The following is a 21,254-nucleotide window of genomic DNA, read 5'->3' as shown; positions in this document are numbered from 1 at the left end:
TGCGCACGCTACATATTTGTTGAACAACTAGCAAATATCAAAGGCGGCCGGAGAGCTGCCCCCGGAGGATGCCAGGAGCGCCAGCATGACCATCGCCGTCGATATCGCCAACACCATCGTCGACCCCAAGGCCTATGCCGACGGCGACCGCATCGACCGGGCCTTTGCCCAGCTGCGTCGCGAAAGCCCGCTGGAGGTGGCCCAGCCGGACGGGATCGACCCCTTCTGGGTGGTGACCCGCCATGCCGACATCCTGGAGGTCGAACGCCAGAACGAGCTGTTCCACAACGGCGACCGCGCGACGATCGTCACTACCATCGAGGCCGACAGGAAGGTCCGCGAGATGATGGGCGGCTCGCCCCACCTGGTGCGGTCCCTGGTCCAGATGGACAATCCCGACCACTTTTCCTATCGCCGCATCACCCAGGGCGCGCTGCTGCCGCAGAACCTGCGGGCGCTGGAAGCCCGGATCCGCGAGATCGCCCGCGGCTTCGTCGACCGCATGGCCGAAAAGGGCGACCGCTGCGACTTCGCCCGCGATGTCGCCTTCCTTTACCCCCTGCACGTGATCATGGAGGTCCTGGGCGTGCCCGAGGCCGACGAGCCGCGGATGCTGAAACTGACCCAGGAACTGTTCGGCAATGCCGATCCGGACCTGAACCGCGACGGCAAGGTCGTCACCGACATCAGCGCCGGCATCGACAGCCTGCAGTCGGTGATCATGGACTTCATGATGTACTTCAACGCCATGACCGAGGATCGCCGGGCCAATCCGCGCGAGGACCTGGCCAGCATCATCGCCAACGGCAAGATCAATGGCGAGCCGATGGGCCACCTGGAGGCGATGAGCTACTACATCATCGCCGCCACGGCGGGCCACGACACCACCTCCTCGACCACCGCCGGCGCGATGTGGGCCTTGGCCGAGAACCCCGACCAGTTCGCCCGCGTCAAGGCCGACCCCTCGCTGATCCCGGGCCTGGTGGAGGAATCGATCCGCTGGGTCACGCCGGTGAAGCACTTCATGCGCACCGCCACGGCCGATGCCGAACTGGCCGGCCGCAAGATCGCCAAGGGCGACTGGCTGATGCTGTCCTATCCGTCCGGCAACCGCGACGAGGCGGTGTTCGAAGACCCGTTCAGCTTCAGGATCGACCGGACACCCAACAAGCATGTCGCCTTCGGTTACGGCGCCCATATCTGCCTTGGCCAGCATCTGGCGCGGATGGAGATGCGGGTGCTGTGGGAAGAGCTGCTTGCCCGCCTCGACAGCGTCGAACTGGACGGCCAGCCCACCCGCATGACCGCCAACTTCGTCTGCGGCCCCAAGTCGGTGCCGATCCGCTTCAAGATGAGGTGAGGCCGCGATGAGCGAACCCTTCAAGGTCTGGCAGTGCCGAACCTGCGGCTACATCTATGACGAGGCCGAGGGCGATCCGGGCGAAGGCCTGACCCCGGGCACCCGCTGGGCCGACATCCCGGCCGGCTGGCTCTGCCCCCTGTGCGGCACACCGAAGTCGGACTTCGACATGATTGAGCTGTGAGGGGCAGGCAGCGATTTCTTCAACCTGCCCCCTTCCCGAGCCAGCTTGGCCGCACAATGTTCGGGTTGAGTTGGCGGGAGACGGTGATGGGCTCGAGGTACGAACTGGCACAGGTCAATATCGGTCGCCTGCGCGCGCCGATTGATCATCCGATGATCAAGGACTTCGCCGACAACCTCGACGCCGTGAACGCGATCGCCGAGGCCTCGCCCGGCTTTGTCTGGCGGTTGACCGGCGAGGGCAACAACGCCACCGATCTGACGCCTTACGAAGACCCGCTGATCGCCATCAACATGTCGGTCTGGACCGACATCCCCTCGCTGGGGGCCTTTGTCTATCGCGGCGACCACGTGAAGATCATGCGCCGCCGCCGCGAATGGTTCGAGCACATGGACGTCTTCATGGTGCTCTGGTGGGTCCCGGCCGGTCACCACCCGACCATCGACGAAGCCAAGCAAAAGCTGGCCCTTCTGGAAAGGCTGGGACCGACGGCGCAGGCCTTCACCTTCAAGACGCCCTTTCCCGCGCCGGACGCGATTCCGGTGGCACCGGTACTGGATGAGTGCGGGGTCTAGTTTTACCGCCCAAACCGCTGACAGCCGCCCCGAACGCTGCTAAGAGCCCGCGCCATGAAAGCCGCTGTCATCGTCTTCCCGGGGTCCAACTGCGACCGTGATTGCAAGGTCGCCATCGAGCGCTCGGCCGGAGCCCGCGTCGAGATGGTCTGGCACCAGGAGACGGCCCTGCCGGACGACCTGGACCTGATCGTTCTGCCCGGCGGCTTCTCCTATGGCGACTATCTGCGCTGCGGAGCCATGGCGGCCCAGAGCCCGGTCATGAAGGAAGTGGTCAAGGCCGCTGACAACGGCATGGCCGTGGTCGGCATCTGCAACGGCTTCCAGGTGCTGTGCGAGGCGGGCCTGCTGCCCGGCGCCCTGCTGCGCAACGAGAAGCTGAAATACATCTGCAAGCCGGTGGCGCTGGACATCGTCAACAGCCAGACCCGCTTCACCGCCGAGTTCGGCGAGCAGCGCGAGGCGGTGATGACCGTCGGCAACGGCGAGGGCAATTTCTTCGCCGACGAAGAGACGCTCAACCGTATCGAGGGCGAAGGCCAGGTGGTGTTCCGCTACCAGGACAATCCCAACGGCTCGGCCCGCGACATCGCCGGCATCGTCAACGCCAAGGGCAATGTCCTGGGCCTGATGCCCCACCCCGACCGGTCGTTCGACGCCGATCTGGGCTCGGAAGACGGCGCGATCCTGTTCCGCAGCGTGTTCGCCAGCGCCTAGGGCTTAGGCGGGAGCAGTTTCCAGCCTTTTCCATCCCTGACGACCCGGACGGTTTTCCAGTCGGAGGGCCTTACCTGATCCGGGCGCAGGGCGAACCGTTCCCAGCCCGGAAAGACTTTCACCTCCAAGGTGTTGTCATCGATCCAATGTGGATTGCATGCGGCGGACGCTTCCAGCTCAACGCGGGTAAAAGCCCCGTTCGCGTAGCTCGCAATCTCCACCCCATTAAGGCTCTCGCCCCAGACGTCGTCTCCTGTGGCGGCGAACGCTAGCCCGTTGGGCGAGGCCACCGGGGGGCCACCGAGATCGATCTGGACGCCGCGAGCATCGACGAGGTTCCAGCTATGCCATTCCCAGTGCGCCCCGCGGACAACGTCGAATGACGCGGTCGGTAGCCGCCCCGCATAGGTGTAGACCACTGCGGAATCGCCCTCCTCGTAGTTGTCGGCGAAGCGCGCGCCCGAGACGGTCAGCATGGACCTGGCACGTCGTGCCCGGCCCCGCGACGACGTTACAGCTGTTGCCTCGTCGGCATGTCTGGCGGTGGCCTCCTCCGCCTGGCGTGCCCGCATCTCGGCGTCGCTTTCCGGCACGGCGGACAGGTCTGCCATCGACGCCCTGTCCTCAGCTCTCAGTCTCTCCACGTCAGCGGGTGTCCGGTTGCACCAGGCCTGGCGATAGTCGGCTTGGAAGGTCGCGCCGACGAAGGCCCGGGATGGCGTCCCAGTCTTCTTTGTCGGAACCGCAATAGATCTCGCACCGCTCACCGCCGTCTGCGTGCGGTCGCGTTCACAGCCGGCCGAGAGGATCACGGCGATCGAAACACCAAGGGCGAGCAACCGATTCAAGACAACCTCCGGACGCTTTCGATAGATCATGCCGTCCGGCTTCGCTCAAGCACCGATCATCAACAGCAACGGGCGTCATTCTGACGTTACACTATAGCACCCCATTTGAACCGCTCCTAAGGTGGCTCCCTCTCCAGGAGCGCACCATGAGTCTCGTTACCCCGTTCCGCGCCGGCCTGCTGGCCGCCGCTGCGACCTTCGCCCTCGCCGCTGTCTCCCCCCACTCCAAGGTATGGGCCCAGACCCCGGCCCTGACGCCGGACATCGACGGCAAGTATGTCGCCGCCAAGGTCGGCTATGACTACGACAAGCGCGTGGTGATGATCCCGATGCGCGACGGGACCAAGCTGTACACCGTCATCGTGATCCCCAAGGGCGGCAAAAGCCTGCCGATCATCATGACGCGCACGCCCTACAACGCCGCCAAGCGGGCCACACGCAACGAGAGCCCCCGGATGATCTCGACCCTGCCCCAGGGCGACGAGCCGTTCGTGGCCGACGGCGGCTATATCCGCGTGTTCCAGGACGTGCGCGGCAAGTATGGCTCTGAAGGCGACTATGTGATGACCCGGCCGCTGAAGGGGCCGCTGAACTCCTCCGAGGTCGACCACTCGACCGACGCCTGGGACACCATCGACTGGCTGGTGAAGAACGTCCCCGAGACCAATGGCAAGGTCGGCATGCTGGGCAGTTCCTATGAGGGCTTCACGGTGGTGATGGCCCTGGTCAATCCGCACCCGGCGCTCAAGGTGGCCGCGCCGATGAGCCCGATGATCGACGGCTGGATGGGCGACGACTGGTTCCACCACGGCGCGTTCCGGCAGATCAATTTCGACTTCTTCGCCAGCCAGACCACCGCGCGCGGCGCCGCCGACGACGTGGTGCGGCCCGGTTACGACGACTACGAGACCTTCCGCCGCGCGGGCTCGGCCGGCGACTACGCCAAGCTGAACGGTCTGGACGGCCTGCCCTGGTGGAAGAAGCTGGTCGAAAACACCGCCTATACGCCGTTCTGGAGCGAGCAGGCGCTGGACAAGACCATGGCCAAGACTCCGCTCAAGGTTCCGGTCATGTGGATCCAGGGCCTTTGGGACCAGGAAGACATGTGGGGCGGCGTCCACGCCTATGCCGCTACCGAGCCCAAGGACGTCGCCAACGACAAGAGCTATCTGGTGCTGGGCCCCTGGCGCCACAGCCAGGTCAATTATGACGGCTACAATCTGGGTCCGTTCAAGTGGGAGGGCGACACCGCCCTGCAGTTCCGGCGCGACACCCTCAAGCCCTTCTTTGACCAGTATCTGAAGGACGGCGCGCCCAAGGCCGACACCCCGCCGGTGCTGATCTACAACACCGGGGCCAATCACTGGGACCGCTTCAAGACCTGGCCTCTGGCCTGCCAAAGCAACTGCCAGAGCACGTCAAAGCCGCTCTATCTGGCCCCCGGCGGCGGTCTGTCGTTCACGGCCCCCGCAGCGGCCAAGGGCCCGGCGGCCTATGACGAATATGTCTCTGATCCGGCCAAGCCCGTGCCCTACGTGCCGCGCCCGGTGCGCTTTGCCGACAGCGATCGCTGGAAGTCGTGGCTGGTCACCGACCAGCGCGCCTTCGCCGACCGCACCGATGTGCTGACCTACACGACCGCGCCGCTGGACAAGCCGCTGACCATCGCCGGCGTGCCGAAAGTGAACCTGACCGCCTCGACCAGCGGGACGGACAGCGACTGGGTGGTGAAACTGATCGACGTCTATCCCGACGAGGTGCCCAGCCAGCCGGAACTGGGCGGCTACCAGCTGGCCGTGGGCATGGACATCTTCCGGGGCCGCTATCGCGAAAGCTTCAGCGATCCCAAGGCGATCAAGCCCAATACCCCGCTGAAATACGAGTTCATCCTGCCGACCGCCAACCACACCTTCAAGGCGGGGCACCGGATCATGGTGCAGGTGCAGTCCAGCTGGTTCCCGCTTTATGACCGCAACCCGCAGACCTTCACGCCCAACATCCTGCTGGCCAAGCCGGCCGACTATGTGAAGGCGACCCAGCGGGTGTTCCACGCAGGCGAGACGGCCAGCTTCATTGAGTTGCCGGTGGTGGAGACGAAGTAGATCCTCCCCTTTTGGGGGAGGTGGCCCGAAGGGCCGGAGGGGGCAGCGCGGCCTATGCCCAGAAGGCCCCCTCAGTCACTCTGTGACAGCTCCCCCAGAGGGGGAGCATCTCGACCTCAACAAAAAAGAGGCCGGTGGATCACCACCGGCCTCTTCACTGTTTCAGAGCACGATCCTGGTCAGCGTTCACCCCGGCACCCATCAGCCTGATCGAGCCAGCTTCTGAATGATCACAGGCTTTTCGATCATCTGACCCTTCAGATAGGGATCGCCGGCATCGCTCAGCGTGGGCGCGGCCTGGATGGCGCGGACCACGTCCATGCCCTCAACCACCCGCCCGAAGGCTGCGAAGCCCTGGCCGTCGGGATTGCGCGCGCCGCCGAAATCCAGCGCCGGATTGTCGCCGATACAGATAAAGAACTCCGCCCCCGCCGTGCCCGGGGCGTCCCGCGCCATCGAGATCACGCCATCGGTGTGGCGGATGCCCGTGGCCCTGGTCGTCTCGTGGGCGATGGCCGGCAAGGGGCTGTCGTCACGATTCAGCCCGCCCTGGATGACGCTGATCGTGGCGGGGTTGTTATCGTTACGCGGCGAGACGGTGCGGTAGAAGCTGCCGCCATCCAGCAAGTGCTTGTCCGCATAGGCCAGGAAATTGGCCACGGTGATCGGCGCCTTGTCGGGATTGAGCTCGATGACGATGACGCCCAGATCCGTGACAATCCGTACTCGGACGGATGCCGGCGCGGCGGCGGTCAGCGGCAGGGCGACGGCGAGCGCGAGCAGATGGCGACGGCAGATCATGGCGGGGCGGCTCGCTTCACGTCGGTGTGGATGAAGTCGTTTCCCTTGAACAGCAGGGGCTCGTCCAGGCTCTTGGCGAGGGCGTAGGTGAAGCTGTCGCCATAGTTCAGGTCAGCGTCATGACGCCCCTTGCCGTAGATGCGTCGCGCCTCGACCGCAGCATAGGCCTGCTCGGCCGTGACCGGAACGATCTCGATCCTCAGCCTCGCCAGATCACGGTTCAGCAGACCGATGCCGCTTACCAGGCTGATCCGCCGCATATAGACCTCGGCCGCCTCGACATAGGACGCGGCGGACATCCGGCGACGTCGGGCGCGAAGCATCAACACATAGAAGAGTTCGGCCTCAGGTTCCTGGAGCGTGATGGCCAGCAGGGCAGAAGTATCGACGATCATCCGATCGGCTGGCCGTGTTCGTCATAAAGCTCGGCCTCGATCTCGCGCCAGTCGCGGGGATCGAGCACCGGACGGGCGTCCAACTCGGAGAAAAAAGCCTGCTTGGCAGCCTGTTCGGTGTCGGAAAGCTTGTAGGGCTGCGAAAGCCGGGCGACCTTTTCGACGAGGGCCTGGTGGATCGCCTGGGTCAGGCTTTCCCCCGTGACCGAGGCGACCTCACGCGCCAGAGCCTCGGTTTCCGCCCGCTTGATGCTGATGCCCATTCTAGAACCACCTTTGACGTTTCTAGAATATAGCGGAATCCCCCCGGCCGCGCTAGAAGGCCCGCCCATGAGCACGCCCACGAACGCCCCCACGAAGTCGATGGCCGATACGGCCCGCGAATTTGGCCTCAACGCGGAGGAGTACGCCGTCGTGCTCGACCGCCTGGGCCGCGAGCCCAATCTGGTCGAGCTGGGCGTGTTTTCGGTGATGTGGAGCGAGCACTGCTCGTACAAATCGTCCAAGAACCAGCTGAAGAAGTTCCCCATCGACGGTCCGCGCGTCATCTGCGGGCCGGGCGAGAACGCCGGCGTCATCGACATCGGCGACGGCGACGCGATCATCTTCAAGATGGAGAGCCACAACCACCCCTCCTATATCGAGCCCTATCAGGGCGCGGCGACGGGCGTGGGCGGCATCATGCGCGATGTCTTCACGATGGGCGCGCGGCCGATCGCCCTGCTAAACGCGCTGCGCTTTGGGGATCCCAGCCATCCCAAGACCAAGCGTCTGGTCGACGGCGTGGTGGCCGGCATTGCCGGCTACGGCAACTGCGTGGGCGTGCCCACCGTGGCCGGCGAGACCAATTTCCATCGCGGCTATAACGGCAACATCCTGGTCAACGCCATGTGCGTGGGCCTGGCTGAGGCCGACAAGATCTTCTATTCGGCCGCGCCGGGCGCGGGTCTGGCCGTGGTCTATTTCGGCAGCAAGACCGGCCGCGACGGCATCCACGGTGCGACCATGTCGTCGGCCGAGTTCTCGGAGGACTCCGAGGAGAAGCGCCCCACCGTCCAGGTCGGCGACCCCTTTGCCGAAAAGCTGCTGATCGAGGCGACGCTGGAACTGATGGCCACCGGCGCCGTCGCCGCCATTCAGGACATGGGCGCGGCTGGTCTCACCTCCTCCTCGGTCGAGATGGCCGGCAAGGGCGGCGTCGGCATCGAGCTGAACATGGACATGGTCCCGCAGCGCGAAACCGGCATGACCGCCTACGAGATGATGCTGTCGGAAAGCCAGGAGCGCATGCTGGCGGTGCTCAAGCCCGGCCGCGAGCACGAAGGCCACGCCATCTTCGAAAAGTGGGGCCTGGACGCTGCCGTCATCGGCTACACCACCGACACCGGCCGGCTGGTGCTGAAGCATCACGGCGAGCTGGTCTGCGACGTGCCGCTGGCCCCGCTGTTCGACGATGCGCCGCTGTATGACCGCCCCTGGGTCCAGCCCACCCTGCATCCGCGTCTCGACCCGGCCGCCATCCCTGCCCCCACCGACTGGAACGCGGCCGTGCTCAAGGTCGTCGGCTGCCCCGACATGGCCTCCAAGCGCTGGCTGTGGGAGCAGTATGACCGCCACGTGATGGCCGACACCCTGGAAGACAGCGCCACCGGCTGCGACGCCGGCATCGTGCGCATCCACGGCAAGGGCAAGGCCATCGCCGTGACCAGCGACGTCAGCCCGCGCTATGTCCAGAACGACCCCTATGAGGGCGGCAAGCAGGCCGTGGCCGAGGCCTGGCGCAACCTGACCGCCGCCGGCTCGCTGCCGATCGCGATCACCGACAACCTGAACTTTGGCAGCCCCGAAAAGCCCGAGACCATGGGCCAGATCGTCCGCGCCACCGACGGCATGGCCGAGGCCTGCCGCGCGCTGGACTTCCCCGTCGTGAGCGGCAACGTCTCGCTCTACAACGAGACCAACGGCGTCGCTATTCCGCCCACCCCTACCGTGGGCGCGGTGGGCCTGCTCGAAGACTATGACCTGCGCATGGGCTTTGGGAACGTGGCCGAGGGCGACGCCCTGGTGCTGATCGGCGAGACGCATGGCGAGCTGGGTGCCTCGATCTATCTGCGCGAGATCCTGGGTCGCGAAGACGGCGCCCCGCCGCCGGTCGATCTGGCGGCCGAGCGCAAGCACGGCGACTTCGTACGGGGCCTGATCCCTACCGGTCTGATCGCCGGCCTGCACGACCTGTCGGACGGCGGCCTGCTGATCGCAGCAGCCGACATGGCCCTGGCCAGCAAGGTCGGCATTGTGCTCAACGCCAGCAGCGCCCTGCATGCCCACCCCTATCTGCTGGGCGAGGACCAGGCCCGCTACCTGATCGCCACGCCCGATCCCGACGCCGTGATGGCTGAGGCCAAGGCGGCCGGCATCCATGCCAGCCTCGCCGGCGTCGCGACGGGCGAAGCCTTCGCCTCGACCGACCTGTTCAGCATTCCGCTGGATGAGCTGCGCGAAGCCCACGAGGCCTGGCTGCCGGGCTTTATGGGCGGCTAAGGGGTTTGGCCTTGGCGCGGCCATCTTCAATCGGCAAGGTTGCGTCCATGACGAAACGATCAATGCGCCCGCTGACCCTCGTTGGCCTGACCCTGGTTCTGGGTGCATGCGCCACCGCAGCACCCGACCGCTCGGGCTTTTTGAGCGACTATGCCACCCTCAAGGCCAAGGAGAACGGCGGACGCGCCCAGGTCCGCCAGTTCAGCGATCCGGCAGCCCTGCAGGCGGTGCGCCGGGTGGCGCTGACTCCGGCAGTCCTGTCCGACGGCGCCGACAGCCGTTCGCCCCTGACGCCGGAAGAACGCTACGCCGTACTGCGCGAGGTCGATGCTCAACTGTGCTTTGAACTGTCCGAGCGGTTCGAGATCGTCGCCGCCGATCAGGCCGACGCCGATGTGCGCGCCGCCGTCACCTGGTTTGAACCCACCGGCCGGATCGCATCAGCCGCATCGGCGGCCTCGGGGTTCTTCATTCCGGGGCCCATCGGCCTGCGCGCGCCGGGCACCCTGGGCGGACTGGGCGTCGAGGCGGAAATGCGCGCGGCCAGCGATCAGCGCCAGATTGCCGCCATCGCCTGGGCGCGGCGGGCCATGGCCATCGGCACCGACAATCCGTCCCTGTCACGCATGGGCGACGCCCTGCAGTTCGCCGAACCCTTCGCCGATCAGGCCGCGGCGCTCATGACGCCCGAGGGGCTCAAATCGCGCAAGATCGACAGCAAGACAGACCCCTGCAAGGCCTATGGTGATCGCTTCCAGCCCGGCGGGATGATCGCCGGCCGCATCACCAATCTCTATATTCCAGACTCCCGGGGCGAGACGGCCGACAAGGCCCCCTCGCCCAAGCCGTAGCGCCTCCGGGCCGCGATCACGCAGCCCGGAGACGGCAGGGTCAGGGCATCAGCACGCCGTCGATGACGTGGATCACGCCGTTGGACTGCAGAACATCGGCGATGGTGATGTTCGAGACACCGCCCTTGGCGTCCGTGATCGTCCAGCCGTGATGGCCCTTGGCCACGGTGATCGGAAGACCCTGCACGGTGGTCAGAACCGCCTTTCCGCCACCGGCCTTCGCCTTGGCCGCAATGTCGGCAGCCGTCAGACGGCCGGCCACGACGTGATAGGTCAGGATGGTGGTCAGCGTGCCCTTGTTCTCGGGCTTGACCAGGGTCTCGACCGTGCCGGCCGGCAGCTTGGCGAAGGCGGCGTTGGTGGGGGCGAACACCGTGAACGGGCCGGGGCTGGACAGGGTTTCGACCAGGCCGGCGGCCTTGACGGCGGCGACCAGCGTCGTGTGATCCTTGGAATTGACGGCGTTCTCGATGATGTTTTTCGTCGGATACATCGTCGCGCCGCCAACCATGACCGTCTTGCCATGGCCCGCGCCATGGTGCTCCACCTTGGCAAGGGCGGAACCGGCGAAGGCGAGCGACAGCACGCCGGCTGCGGCGAACATCAGGGACTTTTTCATGGGGTCGTCTCCGGGGGGATTGTTGGTCCTCAAGTGGGACGCCCGCAGCTACGCCGCCGTTCGGAAACAGGATGCGGCGGTTCGACGATTTTCACGAAACCTTGTCGGCACCCTCAGAGCGGGCTGCGATCTGATTGAATCAGATCGCCCGCTCTAGTCTTTTGTTTTCACGCGCGTTTCATTCCGAAAACCGGTTCCCACTTTTCGGAAGCGCTCTAGCTCGCCAGGGCCTGCCCATGTTCCTGGCCCGACCAGCGGGCCACAGCTTCCAGCAGCTTGATCGGGCTGATCGGCTTGCCCAGGTGATCGTCCATGCCGGCGGCCAGGCAACTGGCCACCTGCTCGGGCAGGACGTTGGCGGTCATGGCGATGATCGGCGTGCGGGCGGCGGCGAGATTGCCCATGGCCCGGATATGGCGCGTGGCTGTCAGCCCATCCATACCCGGCATCTGGACGTCCATGAGAACCAGGTCAAAGCCCCCGCTCCGCACCGCCTCGACGCCGGCGGCGCCGTCATTGGCGGTTTCAACCCCGATGGCGAACGGTTCGAGCATGGTGCGTACCAACTCGCGATTGACGGCGTTGTCCTCGACCAGCAACAAACGGACAGCCCTGTCTGGACCAAGCGTCCGGGCGTCTTCCCACGACGGTTCGGGGATGAGCTCGCGCAGGGGCGCGCGGATCTCGAACCAGAAGCGAGAGCCCTCGCCCTCCACGCTGTCGACCCCGATCTGGCCTTCCATCTGCTCGATGATCCGGCGTGAAATCGCCAACCCCAGACCCGTGCCGCCATATCGCCGCGAAACCGCTGCGTCAGCCTGCGAGAAGCGGTCGAAGACGCTGGCGAGCTGCGACGCGGGGATGCCTATCCCCGTGTCGCAAACCTCGATGCGCAACACAGCGGCGTCTTCCTCGATCTGCTGCACCACCGTGATCGTCACAGTGCCGACCTGGGTGAACTTGACGGCGTTGGACAGGAAATTCAGCAGCACCTGCGACAGCCGCGGCGCGTCCGCCAGCATGGCGCACAAGGATTCGGGCGCGACGACGGCCAAGGTCAGTCCCTTGGCCTTGGCTTGCCCCTCGATCAACGCAGCGCAGTTGCAGATCATGGCCTCGGGGGCGAAGGGCTGGGGATCAAGCTCGACCCCGCCGGCCTCAAGCCGCGAGAAGTCCAGCACGTCATTGACCACGCTGAGCAGGGTGTTGCTGGCCTCCTGGATCAGGCCCACATGCCGCGCGTCGCGCTCCGACAGGGCGCTGGACCCGCGCAGCACCCCGGCAAAGCCGATAATGGCATTAAGCGGTGTGCGTAGCTCGTGGGTCATGTTGGCCAGAAAGTCGGACTTGGCCGCCGCCGCCGACTGAGCCAGATCGAGGGCTTGCTTGAGGTCCAGTTCCAGCCGCTTGCGCTCGGTGATCACCCGCGAAGTCACCAGCAGTTCACCCTCCTCGCCCGCCAGGCGCGAATAGGTGCTCTCGATCCAGATGGGATGGCCGTCCTTGTGGAAGCTCTCATATTCAAGGACCCGCGCCTCGCCGCCAGGTTCCAGCGTCGAGATCAAAGCCACCACCCGCAGATAGTCCTCGGGGCTGACATTGGCGCTGGGCGGCAGGCGCGAATACTCCTCGACGGAAAAGCCGGTCAGCCGCTCGATGGATGGAGACATGTAGAGCTGTCTGCCCTTGCGGGACCACAGATTGACATTGTCCGTCAGGTTGTCGGCCAGCAGGCGATAGAGTCGATCACTCTCGCGCAGGCGTGTGAGGGCGTCCTCTGCCTCGGCGCGGCGCCGTTCGGCCTCGTCGATAGCCTTCTGTTTGGCGTCCAGACTGCGTGAAAGGTCGGCTTGCAGCGCCAGCAGGCTCAGCTTGCGGCTGGTCAGGAACCAGGCCAAAGGCCCGGCGATCGCCGATGAAATGACAAAGGTAGACAGCGGCGAATAGGCAGCCGGAGTGCGGGCGATCAGGACGTTGACAATATAGTCCATCGCCATGGCTATGGCGATGATGGCCCCCGCCAGGGGGACGGCATTGACAATCTTGTCTCGCAGCATTGCCCGACCGATCGCGGCGAACCCCTGAGAATCACCGATCACTTAGCCCTAAAGCTTAAGGTCGCGTGAGAGGCCGTTTGCCATCGCGTCCTTTGGTCGCGCCTCAGCGCGGCGGGGGAAGGCTGTCCAGACCCCGTTCCAGCGCCAGACTGCCGGCGATTACCGTAGCCACGGCGCGGCGATAGAAGTCCTGCGGGATGGTCGCGAACTCATCGGTGGCCTTGTGATACTCGTCGTGGTCCTCGACCCCGAAATAGACCCAGGGCATGCCTTTCTCGGCGAAGGCATAGTGATCCGACTGGCTGGTCCAATTGTCACGCGGGCCGTTAACGTCGGTGTCGTGGCCCAGCTTCAGCGAGACCGGCGCGCTCTGCGCCACCTTTTCAAGAATGGGCCGCAGGGCCGGGTTGGGCCCGGCGCCGGCGACATAGAGTTCATTCTTCGTGTTCTTGCTCAGCATGTCGAAATTGACGTTGAGGGCGATGCTGGCCAGGGGCACGGGCGGGTTGGCCACAAAGGCGCGGGCCCCGCGCAGGCCGCTCTCCTCGGCATCGACGACGGCGAAGATCACATCATGGCGGGGCGGCTGGGCCTTGAAGGCCTCGGCCACGGCCAGCAGGCCGCCGACGCCCGAGGCGTTGTCGTCGGCGCCGTTGAACACCGCACCCTCGCGCACGCCCAGATGGTCATAGTGGGCGGTGACGACCATAGCCTTGCCGCTCTTTTCCGTGCCGGAAATCCGCGCGATCAGATTGGTGGCCGCTATCTTCGTCCCGTCGCGCCTGGCGTAGCTGAACGGCTGCTCGAACCCTGCGCCGATCGGCGACAGGCCGATCTCGCCAAAGCGCTTGAGAATATAGGCCCGCGCCAGGGCTGAACCCGGCGTGCCCGGCGCGCGGCCTTGCATGTCGTCGGCCGACAGGATGCGGACATCCTCCAGCGCCCTGTCGCCGGGGGCGGCGAAGACCGGCGTGGCGGCCAGAACCAGGACAGCGACGAGCGGGGCGAGGCGGAGGGCGCGAAAACGAGTCATCGCCAACAACATGCCCCGCCGCCGACGCCTGGAGCAATGACTTCCGCTCGGCCCTCGCTAGGGCCGGGCGAAATCGTCGGGACGGACATCGCGGACCCAGCGGGCAAGCTGGAAAGTGCCCCAGTCCGGATGCTCCTCCGCAAAGGCCACGGCACGCCTTACGGCAGCGGCATCCGACGCCCAGCAATTCTGGCCGTCTTCCATCAAAGCCAATCCTGGCAGCGGCGCGAGCGTCGCGGGTTCGAATTGCGCGGGCTCTTGCGGGTTCGGCTGCAGCTCGCCCTTCTCTTTCCCTGCCTCGTCGTTCGGTGGACCGCAAAGGGCACCCCGAAGTTTGAAAGAGGTCACTCGCCCGCCCTCATCGCGCAGAAGCGGCATAAGGCTAAGGTAGGTGTAGCGTTTATCTGGATCGGGCCCCAGTTGCAGAGTGATGGTTGTTCCCGATGCCGCGACATAGGAAGTCGTTGTCCAGACACCCTCTACTTCAGCAGAATTCGTCGTCCAGACACCGTTTCCACTAAGTGATGCCAGGTCGCCGCTCCTGACGAGAAACCAGTCGGTACAGGCCTTCCAACGTCGCAATGGTTTGCTTGGATCGGCCTTACACTCCTCACCAGGCTGTACGCTCTCCCAGATCCCCGTCCGCAGCCCTGGCTCTCCAGCGGCGTCGGCAGACCCGAACAGGGGCTGTCGTGAGTAGACCAGCGGCACGCACCCGCCCAGCATCAACCCCGCCAGCAGCACAGCGATCAAGCGCAACATCGGCCACCTCACGGAAAATCACGCAAACCTCACGGATGCGTGATGATTGCGTGATCGCGGTTCCGACGCAATCTGAAAAACGTTGATTCCACCGTCGTCAGGGCGGGTTTAAGACTTCACGTCCATAGTTCTCACTGCCAGTTACCGGAGCCCTCTTCCGTGCCCATGTCTCCCGCCGACCTCGAAGCGCGCCTCTATGCGGCCTTCCCCGACGCCGAGATCGTCCTGACCGATCTGGCCGGCGACGGCGATCACTACAAGGCGCGCATCGTTTCACCGGCGTTCCGGGGCCTTAACCGGGTCAAGCAGCACCAGATGGTCAATCGTGCCCTGGCCGATGTGCTGGGCGGGACCCTGCACGCCCTGGCGCTCGAAACCGCCTCACCGGCGGACTAGACCCATGCGCTACCGGCCGTTCGGCATCTCAGGCATGACGGTTTCGGCGATTACGCTTCGCCTGTCTGAGTCCACGCGCCTGCGCGCGGCCGAATGGCGAGCCCTGATTTTTGCGGCCGTGGAAAACGGCATCAACAGCTTCCAGATCGACGGCACGACGCCGGAGCTCCTGCGCGGCGCGGCCGAGGCCTTCGCCGGGGTCGAGCGACGACTGCTGTTCGTGACCTGGCGGATGCGCGAGGACGCCGACCGGCTGAAGCGGCAGACGATCGACGCGGTGATGGCCACGGTCGGCAACGACCTGGGCCTGGACTATCTGGACCTGCTGCTAATCAACGCCCCCACTGGCCCGGAGCTGCCGACGGACGCGGCCGCCGCCCTGCGTGCTCTGCGCGACCGGGACGCGCTACGCGGCCTCGGCGTGGCCAGCCGGGACGACATCGCGCCGGAACTGCTGGCCTCGGGCCTGGTCACCACCCTCTCATCGCCGTTCAACCTGTCATCAGGCTGGGCCGAGCGCAACCGCATCCGCTCGTCGGTGGCCCGCGACATGGCGGTGATCGGCGAGGATTACTGGCCCCAGGCCCTGCGCGAGGCGGACACCAAGCCCCTGTTCCAGAAGCCCTCGCTATGGCGCCGACGCAGCGATCCGCTGGCCGATGTCGGCAGCTATGATTTCCTGACCAACACCTCGGGCTGGAGCGGCGACGAGATCGCTCTGGGCTATGCCCTGACCGAGCCTTCCCTGGCGACAATCGGCGTCACCGCCGAGACCCGCGCCGAGATCGAGCGCCTGGCCGCCGTGGTCGAGCGCGACCTGCCCAACGGCGTCTGCGCCCAGATCGAAATGGCCCGTTTCTCGGCCCAGGAGCGCGAGAAGGCCGAACGCAAAAAGTAGAGCCCTTGACCCGGCGGCGCCCGGCGCCTAGCTGAAGGGACTTGCAAGGACTTTCCGCCATGACCGACGTCGCCGCCTCCCCCGCCCTCGACTTCATCGCCAAGACCGTGGCCGACAACGCCGTGGTGCTGTTCATGAAGGGCGTGCCCGACCAGCCCCGCTGCGGCTTCTCGGCCGTGACCGTGCAGATCCTGGATCATCTGGGCGTCGAGTTCATCGGCGTCGACGTGCTGCAGGACGATGACCTGCGCCAGGGCATCAAGACCTTCACCGACTGGCCGACCATTCCCCAGCTCTATGTGAAGGGCGAGTTCATGGGCGGCAGCGACATCATCCGCGAGATGTTCCAGTCGGGCGAACTGAAGACGCTGCTGGCCGAGCAGGGCCTGATCGCGGCTTGAGCCGCCTCTTCGTCCCGCCGGCCGACGCCTTTGCGCTGACCTTCACGCCCAAGGCGTCGGATATCGACGCCAACGGCCATGTGAACAATGTGGTCTATCTGGCCTGGGCCCAGGACCTGGCCATTGCCCATTGGGACGCCTGGACCAGCCTTGACGAACGCGCGCCGTGGAGCTGGGTGGCGCGCCGCCACGAGATCGACTATCGCCGCGAACTGCTGCCCCACGAGATCGCCACGGGCTACACCTGGGTGGGCGAGCTGAAGGGCCCGCGCTTCGAGCGCTATATCCGCATCGACGGCCCCGACGGCGAGATGTGCGCCCAGTGCCGCACTGACTGGGTATTGATCGACATCGCCGCCAAGCGCCCAGCGCGTGTGCTGCCGTGGATGGTCGAGCGGTTTACGCCGAAGGGCTAGGTACCTTCGGCGGCCGGTGGATCTTGAGCCTGCGCAAGCCGTTGCACTTGGTACAGAAACCCATTGTGTGCACCTCGCCAGACGCCTTGTAGCGAATCCCGCCCGCCGCCTGCAGCGACTTTTGGTGGCCGCAGGTAGTGCAGAGGATCTTCCACGCGGCGGACTCGCGCGCGATGTCCGTCGCGAGGTTCTGCAAGGTGCGCTTGATCGCCTTGAACATGGCTCAAGGATGCAATGGCAAGGGCGGGTTGGCAACCTGAAGCCGTTCCCCCTGCCTTAGGCCCAACTCAGCATAGCGGAACGTCAGGTCCACAAACCCCGCCTCGCCCGGCCGGCAGGTCTCCAGCCGTCGCCGGGCGAAGGCGATCACGGCCCGGTCCCCGGTTCGATCCACCCGAAAAACCACGTCGCCGCGCACGGTGCAGCCGCGTGACGCCATACGGATCGTCAGGCCCTCACGCCCCGCGCTCACCGCCATCAGCGGCTCAAGCTCGGGCCAGGTCTGCTCCGAAGCCAGCAGGCGGGGCCGGGTAGCACAGCCGGACGCCAGAAGGGCAACGCCGCAGACCAGCAGGGAGCGACGCGAAGTCTCCGTCATGCCGCCCTCCCCGGTCCGAGGCCCTAGACCCGCGCCGCCTGCTCCCATTCCAGAAACTCCGGCATCTCCAGCAGGCGCGCGGCGTAGGCAGCGGCCGGGCCGGTGTCGCCATGAGCCGCCAGATCGACGCCATAGGTCCGAAACCGCGTGGCCACCGGCGTGTAGAAGGCGTCGGCGATCGACCAGTCGCCCAGCAGGAACGGTCCGCCCGCGCGATCAAGAAGCTGGTTCCAGCGCGCCACGATCTTGCGCACGTCATTGCTGACCTCGTCCGAAAGCGGCGTCGGGGCGGGATCAATGTCGAGCGCCATGGCGCACTCACGGCGCAGGGCCATGAAGCCGCCATGCATCTCGGCTGCCGCCGACCGGCCCACAGCGCGCAAGACCGGATCGGCGGGCCACAGCGCAGCCTCCGGGAACCGCTCATGCAGATATTCGCAGATCGCCAGCGAGTCCCAGATCACCAGGTCGCCGTCCTTGAGCACCGGCACCTGGCCTGACGGCGAATGGGGCGCGATGGCCTCAGCAGTCGCCTCGCCCTGGCGCAGATCGACCAGGGTCTCGCTAAAGGGGATGCCCGCGCGCTTCAGCGCCAGCCACGGGCGCAGCGACCAGCTCGACCACGCCTTGGTGCCGATGACGATTTCCATGGGACGCTCCTTGGACAGATGGCGGGTAGTCATTTCGCTTAGCCTGCGTCTAAAGTCGCCACAACGATTAGAACAACTGTTCGAGGGAGAGCGCCCATGGCAGACACGGCCACGCCGTCGCCGGTCATCAATCCTGTTTCGTCCGGCTATCGCCGCTACGCCCTCTGGGTGCTGTTGATCATCTACACTCTGAACTTCCTGGACCGGCAGGTGGTCAATATCCTGGCCGAGCCGATCAAGCGCGACCTGGGCCTGGCCGACTGGCAGCTGGGCATGATGACCGGCCTGGCCTTCGCGATCTTCTACACTGTGCTGGGCATTCCGATCGCCCGAATGGCCGAGACCCGGAACCGCCCCTACATCATCGGCACCTCGGTGGCCGTCTGGAGCGCCTTCACGGTGCTATGCGGCTTTACCCAGAACTTCTGGCAGCTGATCCTGATGCGGATCGGCGTGGGCGTGGGCGAGGCCGGCTGTACACCGCCGGCCCACTCGCTGATCACCGACTATGTTCCAAAGGAAAAGCGGGCCAGTGCCATCGCCTTCTATTCCATCGGCACGCCGCTGGGCACGCTGGTCGGCATGGCGATGGGCGGGCTGGTGGCCGACGCCTATGGCTGGCGCGTGGCCTTCATGGTGGCCGGAGCCCCGGGACTGCTCTTTGCCCTGGTGGCGGCCTTTACCCTGATCGAGCCCCGCCGCCAGCTGGCCGCCGATATCGCCGCCCGCGCCAGTGCGCAGATCGGCCTGATGGCGGCCGTGGCGGTGCTGGCGACCAAGAAGACCTTCTGGCTGGTGGCCCTGGCCGCCTCGATCAAGGCCTTTATCGGCTATGGCTATGCGCCCTTCATCGCCTCGTTCTTCTTCCGCAACCACGGCGCGGAAATCGCCCAGCTGGCGGCCGTTTTCAACCTGAAGTCGGCCGGCTTCCTGGGTCTGGCGCTCGGATTGATCGGCGGCACGGCCGGCGTGATCGGGGCCTGGATGGGCGGGGTGCTGGCCGACAGGCTGGGAGCCAAGGATCTGCGGGCCTATGTCACGGTGCCGGCCATCGCCTCGCTGCTGACCATCCCGATCTTCATCATCGCCGTCAGCCTGGACGCCCCGATGGCCGCGATCGCGCTTCTGGGCGTCAACGCCCTGCTGGGCACCCTGTGGTACGGACCGGTCTATGCCACGGCCCAAAGCATCGTCGATCCCTCGATGCGCGCCACCGCCTCGGCCGTGCTGCTGCTGATCATCAATCTGGTCGGTCTGGGCCTTGGCCCTGTCGCCGTGGGTCTGCTCAGCGACATCCTGGCCGGTCCCGGCGGACTTGGTGAGGCCCAGGGCGTGCGCTGGGCGCTGATCCTGTCCGCCTCTCTGGGTGTGGTGGCCTTCGGGTTGTTCTGGCGCGCCCGCAAGACCATCCGCGAAGAGATGGTCTCCTAAAGCGGGCTGTGATCTGGCGCGGAAAAGCTGTCACCCCGGGATCACGTCCCGGGGTGACTTCATCCGTCGTGCGGGGACGTGAACTCAAGGCTCCGGATTCAGCCCTGCGAAGCCCGGGCCTGGCCGCAGCTGTCGAGGAATTTCTGGTGGGTGGGCAGGCCCGCGACGCGATCCTGAACGCCCGTGCGGATCTTGGCCAGACGCAGCTTCAGCTCGTCTTCCGACAGCAGGTCGGCCACGGGGTGATAGTCGACAGGCATCAGCCCCTGCCCGACCAGAACCGCAAACCAGCTCTGCTCCTTGAACAGCTCGTGATGCACGACCATCGCCTCGCCGCGGGTGCGGAAGATCTCCAGCCGGGTCGCCAGGCTGTCGGGGATGCTCATGTTCTTGCAATAGGCCCAGAACGGCGTGTCTTCGCGTTCGGTGATCTTGTAGTGCGCGATCAGGAAGTCGCGGATGTTGATGTAGTCGGCCTCCATCTCGGCGTTGTAGCGATCCAGGATCGGCTGGCTGAAACCGCCCTGGGGGAACATCGCCAGCAGCTTGGAGATGCCCACCTGCACCAGATGGATGCTGGTGCTTTCCAGGGGCTCCATGAAGCCGCTGGCCAGGCCCAGGGCCAGGCAGTTGCCGATCCACGACTTGCGACGCCGCCCGGTGACAAAGCGCAGGATGCGTGGCTCGGCCTGGGCCTCGCCGTCCAGCCGGGTCAGCAACAGGCGCGCCGCCTCGTCCTCGCTGAGGAAGTCGTTGCAGAACACATAGCCGTTGCCGGTGCGGTGCTGCAGCGGGATGCGCCACTGCCAGCCCGCCTCGCGCGCCGTGGCGCGGGTATAGGGGATCGGCTCCTCGACCCTGGCGCAGGGCACGGCAGCGGCGCGGTTGACCGGCAGCCAGTGGCTCCAGTCCTCATAGCCGGCCTTCATCGTCTCTTCGATCAGAAGGCCCCGGAAGCCCGAGCAGTCGATAAAGAGGTCGCCCTTGATCACCTGGCCGTCCTTCAGGGTCAGGCGCTCGATCAGGCCGGTCTCGCCGTTGCGGGCGACATCGACCACCTGGCCCTCGATCCGCTTTGCGCCACGCTTCTCCGAAAACCGGCGCAAATAGGCGGCATAGAGGCTGGCGTCGAACTGGAAGGCGTAGTTGATGTTGGGCAGCGCCCCCGGACGCTCATGCCCGGTACGGCCAAAACGCTTCTGGCGGGCCGCCTCGGTCTCGGCGTTGAAACGGCCATAGTCGTTTCCACCGCCAGACTGCATCCAGCGCAGCCAGTAGTGGTTGAAGCTGATCCCGTCCATGTCGACGCCGAACTGGCCGAACGGATGGAAATAGCTGTGTCCCTCGCGCCGCCAGCCGGCGAACTCGATGCCCAGCTTGAAGGTGGCGTTGGTCTCGCGAACGAACTCGTCCTCGTCGATGCCCAACACGTTGTTGAACAGGGTGATCATCGGGATGGTCGCCTCGCCCACCCCCACGGTGCCGATCATCTCGGATTCGACCAGGGTGATCGTATAGGCTTGGGTTCCCATCACCTTTGCGAGGGCTGCTGCGGCCATCCAGCCCGCCGTGCCGCCGCCGACGATGACGATGTCGCGAATGCGTGAGCCGGACATGGG

24 protein-coding genes are annotated in these 21,254 nt (G+C 65.8%); 12 read left to right on the top strand and 12 right to left on the bottom strand.

Annotated elements, in window-relative coordinates; all coding sequences use genetic code 11:
• Positions 1–85 precede the first annotated feature (85 nt).
• From ACW179_RS12160 to purQ, 4 genes are all read left to right on the top strand, one after another.
• Entirely contained in the window at positions 86–1,360 is a 1,275-nt protein-coding gene (locus ACW179_RS12160) for a cytochrome P450 (RefSeq protein WP_492059769.1), read from the top strand.
• 7 nt (positions 1,361–1,367) lie between these two features.
• Positions 1,368–1,544, top strand: coding sequence for a rubredoxin (locus tag ACW179_RS12155; protein ID WP_492059768.1), 177 nt, complete (start codon positions 1,368–1,370; stop codon positions 1,542–1,544).
• Between the two features lie 86 nt (positions 1,545–1,630).
• The gene (locus ACW179_RS12150; RefSeq protein ID WP_492059767.1) at positions 1,631–2,119 is read left to right on the top strand and encodes a DUF3291 domain-containing protein; all 489 of its coding nucleotides are present in this window, start codon (positions 1,631–1,633) and stop codon (positions 2,117–2,119) included.
• Positions 2,120–2,173: 54 nt separating this feature from the next.
• Entirely contained in the window at positions 2,174–2,836 is a 663-nt protein-coding gene (gene purQ, locus ACW179_RS12145) for a phosphoribosylformylglycinamidine synthase subunit PurQ (protein WP_492059766.1), read from the top strand.
• Here purQ and ACW179_RS12140 read toward each other — a convergent pair.
• Entirely contained in the window at positions 2,833–3,714 is an 882-nt protein-coding gene (locus ACW179_RS12140) for a hypothetical protein (protein ID WP_492059765.1), read from the bottom strand. The genes purQ and ACW179_RS12140 overlap by 4 nt on opposite strands.
• Before the next feature lie 116 nt (positions 3,715–3,830).
• On the opposite strand from ACW179_RS12140, the gene ACW179_RS12135 reads away from it, so the two are divergent.
• On the top strand, positions 3,831–5,786 hold the full coding sequence (locus ACW179_RS12135; RefSeq protein WP_492059764.1) for a CocE/NonD family hydrolase: 1,956 nt from the start codon (positions 3,831–3,833) through the stop codon (positions 5,784–5,786).
• 201 nt (positions 5,787–5,987) lie between these two features.
• Here ACW179_RS12135 and ACW179_RS12130 read toward each other — a convergent pair whose 3' ends face one another.
• Genes ACW179_RS12130 through ACW179_RS12120 form a run of 3 tightly spaced genes read right to left on the bottom strand, consistent with a single transcriptional unit; the run spans position 5,988 to position 7,245 of the window.
• Complete coding sequence (locus tag ACW179_RS12130; RefSeq protein WP_492059763.1) at positions 5,988–6,587, bottom strand: peptidylprolyl isomerase; 600 nt, start codon at positions 6,585–6,587, stop codon at positions 5,988–5,990.
• Positions 6,584–6,982, bottom strand: coding sequence for a type II toxin-antitoxin system VapC family toxin (locus tag ACW179_RS12125; RefSeq protein WP_492059762.1), 399 nt, complete (start codon positions 6,980–6,982; stop codon positions 6,584–6,586). Before ACW179_RS12125 ends, ACW179_RS12130 begins: the two co-directional genes overlap by 4 nt.
• Positions 6,979–7,245, bottom strand: a complete 267-nt coding sequence (locus ACW179_RS12120) for a type II toxin-antitoxin system VapB family antitoxin (protein ID WP_492059761.1) — start codon at positions 7,243–7,245, stop codon at positions 6,979–6,981. Before ACW179_RS12120 ends, ACW179_RS12125 begins: the two co-directional genes overlap by 4 nt.
• 67 nt (positions 7,246–7,312) lie before the next feature.
• On the opposite strand from ACW179_RS12120, the gene purL reads away from it, so the two are divergent.
• Positions 7,313–9,523 carry a phosphoribosylformylglycinamidine synthase subunit PurL gene (purL, locus tag ACW179_RS12115; RefSeq protein ID WP_492059760.1) on the top strand — a complete coding sequence of 737 codons (2,211 nt, stop codon included), beginning with the start codon at positions 7,313–7,315 and terminating at the stop codon, positions 9,521–9,523.
• A gap of 62 nt (positions 9,524–9,585) precedes the next feature.
• Positions 9,586–10,374 (top strand): DUF3313 family protein, encoded by a 789-nt coding sequence (locus ACW179_RS12110; RefSeq protein WP_492059759.1) that lies wholly within the window; start codon positions 9,586–9,588, stop codon positions 10,372–10,374.
• 40 nt (positions 10,375–10,414) lie between these two features.
• Here the strand turns inward: ACW179_RS12110 and ACW179_RS12105 are convergent, their stop codons facing one another.
• From ACW179_RS12105 to ACW179_RS12090, 4 genes are all read right to left on the bottom strand, one after another.
• Positions 10,415–10,993, bottom strand: a complete 579-nt coding sequence (locus ACW179_RS12105) for a fasciclin domain-containing protein (RefSeq protein WP_492059758.1) — start codon at positions 10,991–10,993, stop codon at positions 10,415–10,417.
• Positions 10,994–11,208: 215 nt separating this feature from the next.
• Entirely contained in the window at positions 11,209–13,050 is a 1,842-nt protein-coding gene (locus ACW179_RS12100) for a PAS domain-containing hybrid sensor histidine kinase/response regulator (RefSeq protein WP_492059757.1), read from the bottom strand.
• Positions 13,051–13,153: 103 nt separating this feature from the next.
• Positions 13,154–14,083, bottom strand: coding sequence for a M20/M25/M40 family metallo-hydrolase (locus tag ACW179_RS12095; protein WP_492059756.1), 930 nt, complete (start codon positions 14,081–14,083; stop codon positions 13,154–13,156).
• A gap of 57 nt (positions 14,084–14,140) precedes the next feature.
• Complete coding sequence (locus tag ACW179_RS12090; RefSeq protein WP_492059755.1) at positions 14,141–14,845, bottom strand: hypothetical protein; 705 nt, start codon at positions 14,843–14,845, stop codon at positions 14,141–14,143.
• A 159-nt stretch (positions 14,846–15,004) separates the two neighbouring features.
• Here ACW179_RS12090 and ACW179_RS12085 point away from each other — a divergent pair, with 159 nt between their 5' ends.
• Genes ACW179_RS12085 through ACW179_RS12070 form a run of 4 tightly spaced genes read left to right on the top strand, consistent with a single transcriptional unit; the run spans position 15,005 to position 16,956 of the window.
• On the top strand, positions 15,005–15,241 hold the full coding sequence (locus ACW179_RS12085; protein WP_492059754.1) for a BolA family protein: 237 nt from the start codon (positions 15,005–15,007) through the stop codon (positions 15,239–15,241).
• A 4-nt stretch (positions 15,242–15,245) separates the two neighbouring features.
• Entirely contained in the window at positions 15,246–16,139 is an 894-nt protein-coding gene (locus ACW179_RS12080; protein WP_492059753.1) for a hypothetical protein, read from the top strand.
• A 59-nt stretch (positions 16,140–16,198) separates the two neighbouring features.
• Positions 16,199–16,540, top strand: coding sequence for a Grx4 family monothiol glutaredoxin (grxD, locus tag ACW179_RS12075; protein WP_492059752.1), 342 nt, complete (start codon positions 16,199–16,201; stop codon positions 16,538–16,540).
• Entirely contained in the window at positions 16,537–16,956 is a 420-nt protein-coding gene (locus tag ACW179_RS12070) for an acyl-CoA thioesterase (RefSeq protein WP_492059751.1), read from the top strand. Before grxD ends, ACW179_RS12070 begins: the two co-directional genes overlap by 4 nt.
• Here ACW179_RS12070 and ACW179_RS12065 read toward each other — a convergent pair.
• Genes ACW179_RS12065 through ACW179_RS12055 form a run of 3 tightly spaced genes read right to left on the bottom strand, consistent with a single transcriptional unit; the run spans position 16,940 to position 18,204 of the window.
• Positions 16,940–17,176, bottom strand: a complete 237-nt coding sequence (locus ACW179_RS12065) for a hypothetical protein (RefSeq protein WP_492059750.1) — start codon at positions 17,174–17,176, stop codon at positions 16,940–16,942. The genes ACW179_RS12070 and ACW179_RS12065 overlap by 17 nt on opposite strands.
• Positions 17,177–17,179: 3 nt before the next feature.
• Positions 17,180–17,554 carry a hypothetical protein gene (locus ACW179_RS12060; RefSeq protein WP_492059749.1) on the bottom strand — a complete coding sequence of 125 codons (375 nt, stop codon included), beginning with the start codon at positions 17,552–17,554 and terminating at the stop codon, positions 17,180–17,182.
• A gap of 23 nt (positions 17,555–17,577) precedes the next feature.
• Complete coding sequence (locus ACW179_RS12055; protein WP_492059748.1) at positions 17,578–18,204, bottom strand: glutathione S-transferase family protein; 627 nt, start codon at positions 18,202–18,204, stop codon at positions 17,578–17,580.
• Positions 18,205–18,300: 96 nt separating this feature from the next.
• Here ACW179_RS12055 and ACW179_RS12050 point away from each other — a divergent pair, with 96 nt between their 5' ends.
• Positions 18,301–19,635, top strand: coding sequence for a spinster family MFS transporter (locus tag ACW179_RS12050; RefSeq protein WP_492059747.1), 1,335 nt, complete (start codon positions 18,301–18,303; stop codon positions 19,633–19,635).
• Between the two features lie 98 nt (positions 19,636–19,733).
• Here the strand turns inward: ACW179_RS12050 and ACW179_RS12045 are convergent, their stop codons facing one another.
• The gene (locus ACW179_RS12045) at positions 19,734–21,251 is read right to left on the bottom strand and encodes a tryptophan halogenase family protein (protein WP_492059746.1); all 1,518 of its coding nucleotides are present in this window, start codon (positions 21,249–21,251) and stop codon (positions 19,734–19,736) included.
• Positions 21,252–21,254 lie beyond the last annotated feature (3 nt).

Source organism: Caulobacter sp. AVps18 (genome assembly GCF_058681425.1).
This window is presented reverse-complemented; position numbering and strand designations above follow the sequence as displayed.

What these genes read in the sequence shown, in the direction of transcription:
- ACW179_RS12105 (WP_492059758.1), bottom strand. Translation starts at nt 10,993, where the DNA reads ATGAAAAAGTCCCTGATGTTCGCCGCAGCCGGCGTGCTGTCGCTCGCC.
- ACW179_RS12130 (WP_492059763.1), bottom strand. Translation starts at nt 6,587, where the DNA reads ATGATCTGCCGTCGCCATCTGCTCGCGCTCGCCGTCGCCCTGCCGCTG.
- purQ (WP_492059766.1), top strand. Translation starts at nt 2,174, where the DNA reads ATGAAAGCCGCTGTCATCGTCTTCCCGGGGTCCAACTGCGACCGTGAT.
- ACW179_RS12120 (WP_492059761.1), bottom strand. Translation starts at nt 7,245, where the DNA reads ATGGGCATCAGCATCAAGCGGGCGGAAACCGAGGCTCTGGCGCGTGAG.
- ACW179_RS12150 (WP_492059767.1), top strand. Translation starts at nt 1,631, where the DNA reads ATGGGCTCGAGGTACGAACTGGCACAGGTCAATATCGGTCGCCTGCGC.
- ACW179_RS12080 (WP_492059753.1), top strand. Translation starts at nt 15,246, where the DNA reads ATGCGCTACCGGCCGTTCGGCATCTCAGGCATGACGGTTTCGGCGATT.
- ACW179_RS12095 (WP_492059756.1), bottom strand. Translation starts at nt 14,083, where the DNA reads ATGACTCGTTTTCGCGCCCTCCGCCTCGCCCCGCTCGTCGCTGTCCTG.
- ACW179_RS12060 (WP_492059749.1), bottom strand. Translation starts at nt 17,554, where the DNA reads ATGACGGAGACTTCGCGTCGCTCCCTGCTGGTCTGCGGCGTTGCCCTT.
- ACW179_RS12100 (WP_492059757.1), bottom strand. Translation starts at nt 13,050, where the DNA reads ATGCTGCGAGACAAGATTGTCAATGCCGTCCCCCTGGCGGGGGCCATC.
- ACW179_RS12065 (WP_492059750.1), bottom strand. Translation starts at nt 17,176, where the DNA reads ATGTTCAAGGCGATCAAGCGCACCTTGCAGAACCTCGCGACGGACATC.
- ACW179_RS12155 (WP_492059768.1), top strand. Translation starts at nt 1,368, where the DNA reads ATGAGCGAACCCTTCAAGGTCTGGCAGTGCCGAACCTGCGGCTACATC.
- ACW179_RS12160 (WP_492059769.1), top strand. Translation starts at nt 86, where the DNA reads ATGACCATCGCCGTCGATATCGCCAACACCATCGTCGACCCCAAGGCC.
- ACW179_RS12125 (WP_492059762.1), bottom strand. Translation starts at nt 6,982, where the DNA reads ATGATCGTCGATACTTCTGCCCTGCTGGCCATCACGCTCCAGGAACCT.
- ACW179_RS12135 (WP_492059764.1), top strand. Translation starts at nt 3,831, where the DNA reads ATGAGTCTCGTTACCCCGTTCCGCGCCGGCCTGCTGGCCGCCGCTGCG.
- ACW179_RS12110 (WP_492059759.1), top strand. Translation starts at nt 9,586, where the DNA reads ATGCGCCCGCTGACCCTCGTTGGCCTGACCCTGGTTCTGGGTGCATGC.
- grxD (WP_492059752.1), top strand. Translation starts at nt 16,199, where the DNA reads ATGACCGACGTCGCCGCCTCCCCCGCCCTCGACTTCATCGCCAAGACC.
- ACW179_RS12055 (WP_492059748.1), bottom strand. Translation starts at nt 18,204, where the DNA reads ATGGAAATCGTCATCGGCACCAAGGCGTGGTCGAGCTGGTCGCTGCGC.
- ACW179_RS12050 (WP_492059747.1), top strand. Translation starts at nt 18,301, where the DNA reads ATGGCAGACACGGCCACGCCGTCGCCGGTCATCAATCCTGTTTCGTCC.
- ACW179_RS12045 (WP_492059746.1), bottom strand. Translation starts at nt 21,251, where the DNA reads ATGTCCGGCTCACGCATTCGCGACATCGTCATCGTCGGCGGCGGCACG.
- ACW179_RS12140 (WP_492059765.1), bottom strand. Translation starts at nt 3,714, where the DNA reads ATGATCTATCGAAAGCGTCCGGAGGTTGTCTTGAATCGGTTGCTCGCC.
- purL (WP_492059760.1), top strand. Translation starts at nt 7,313, where the DNA reads ATGAGCACGCCCACGAACGCCCCCACGAAGTCGATGGCCGATACGGCC.
- ACW179_RS12090 (WP_492059755.1), bottom strand. Translation starts at nt 14,845, where the DNA reads ATGTTGCGCTTGATCGCTGTGCTGCTGGCGGGGTTGATGCTGGGCGGG.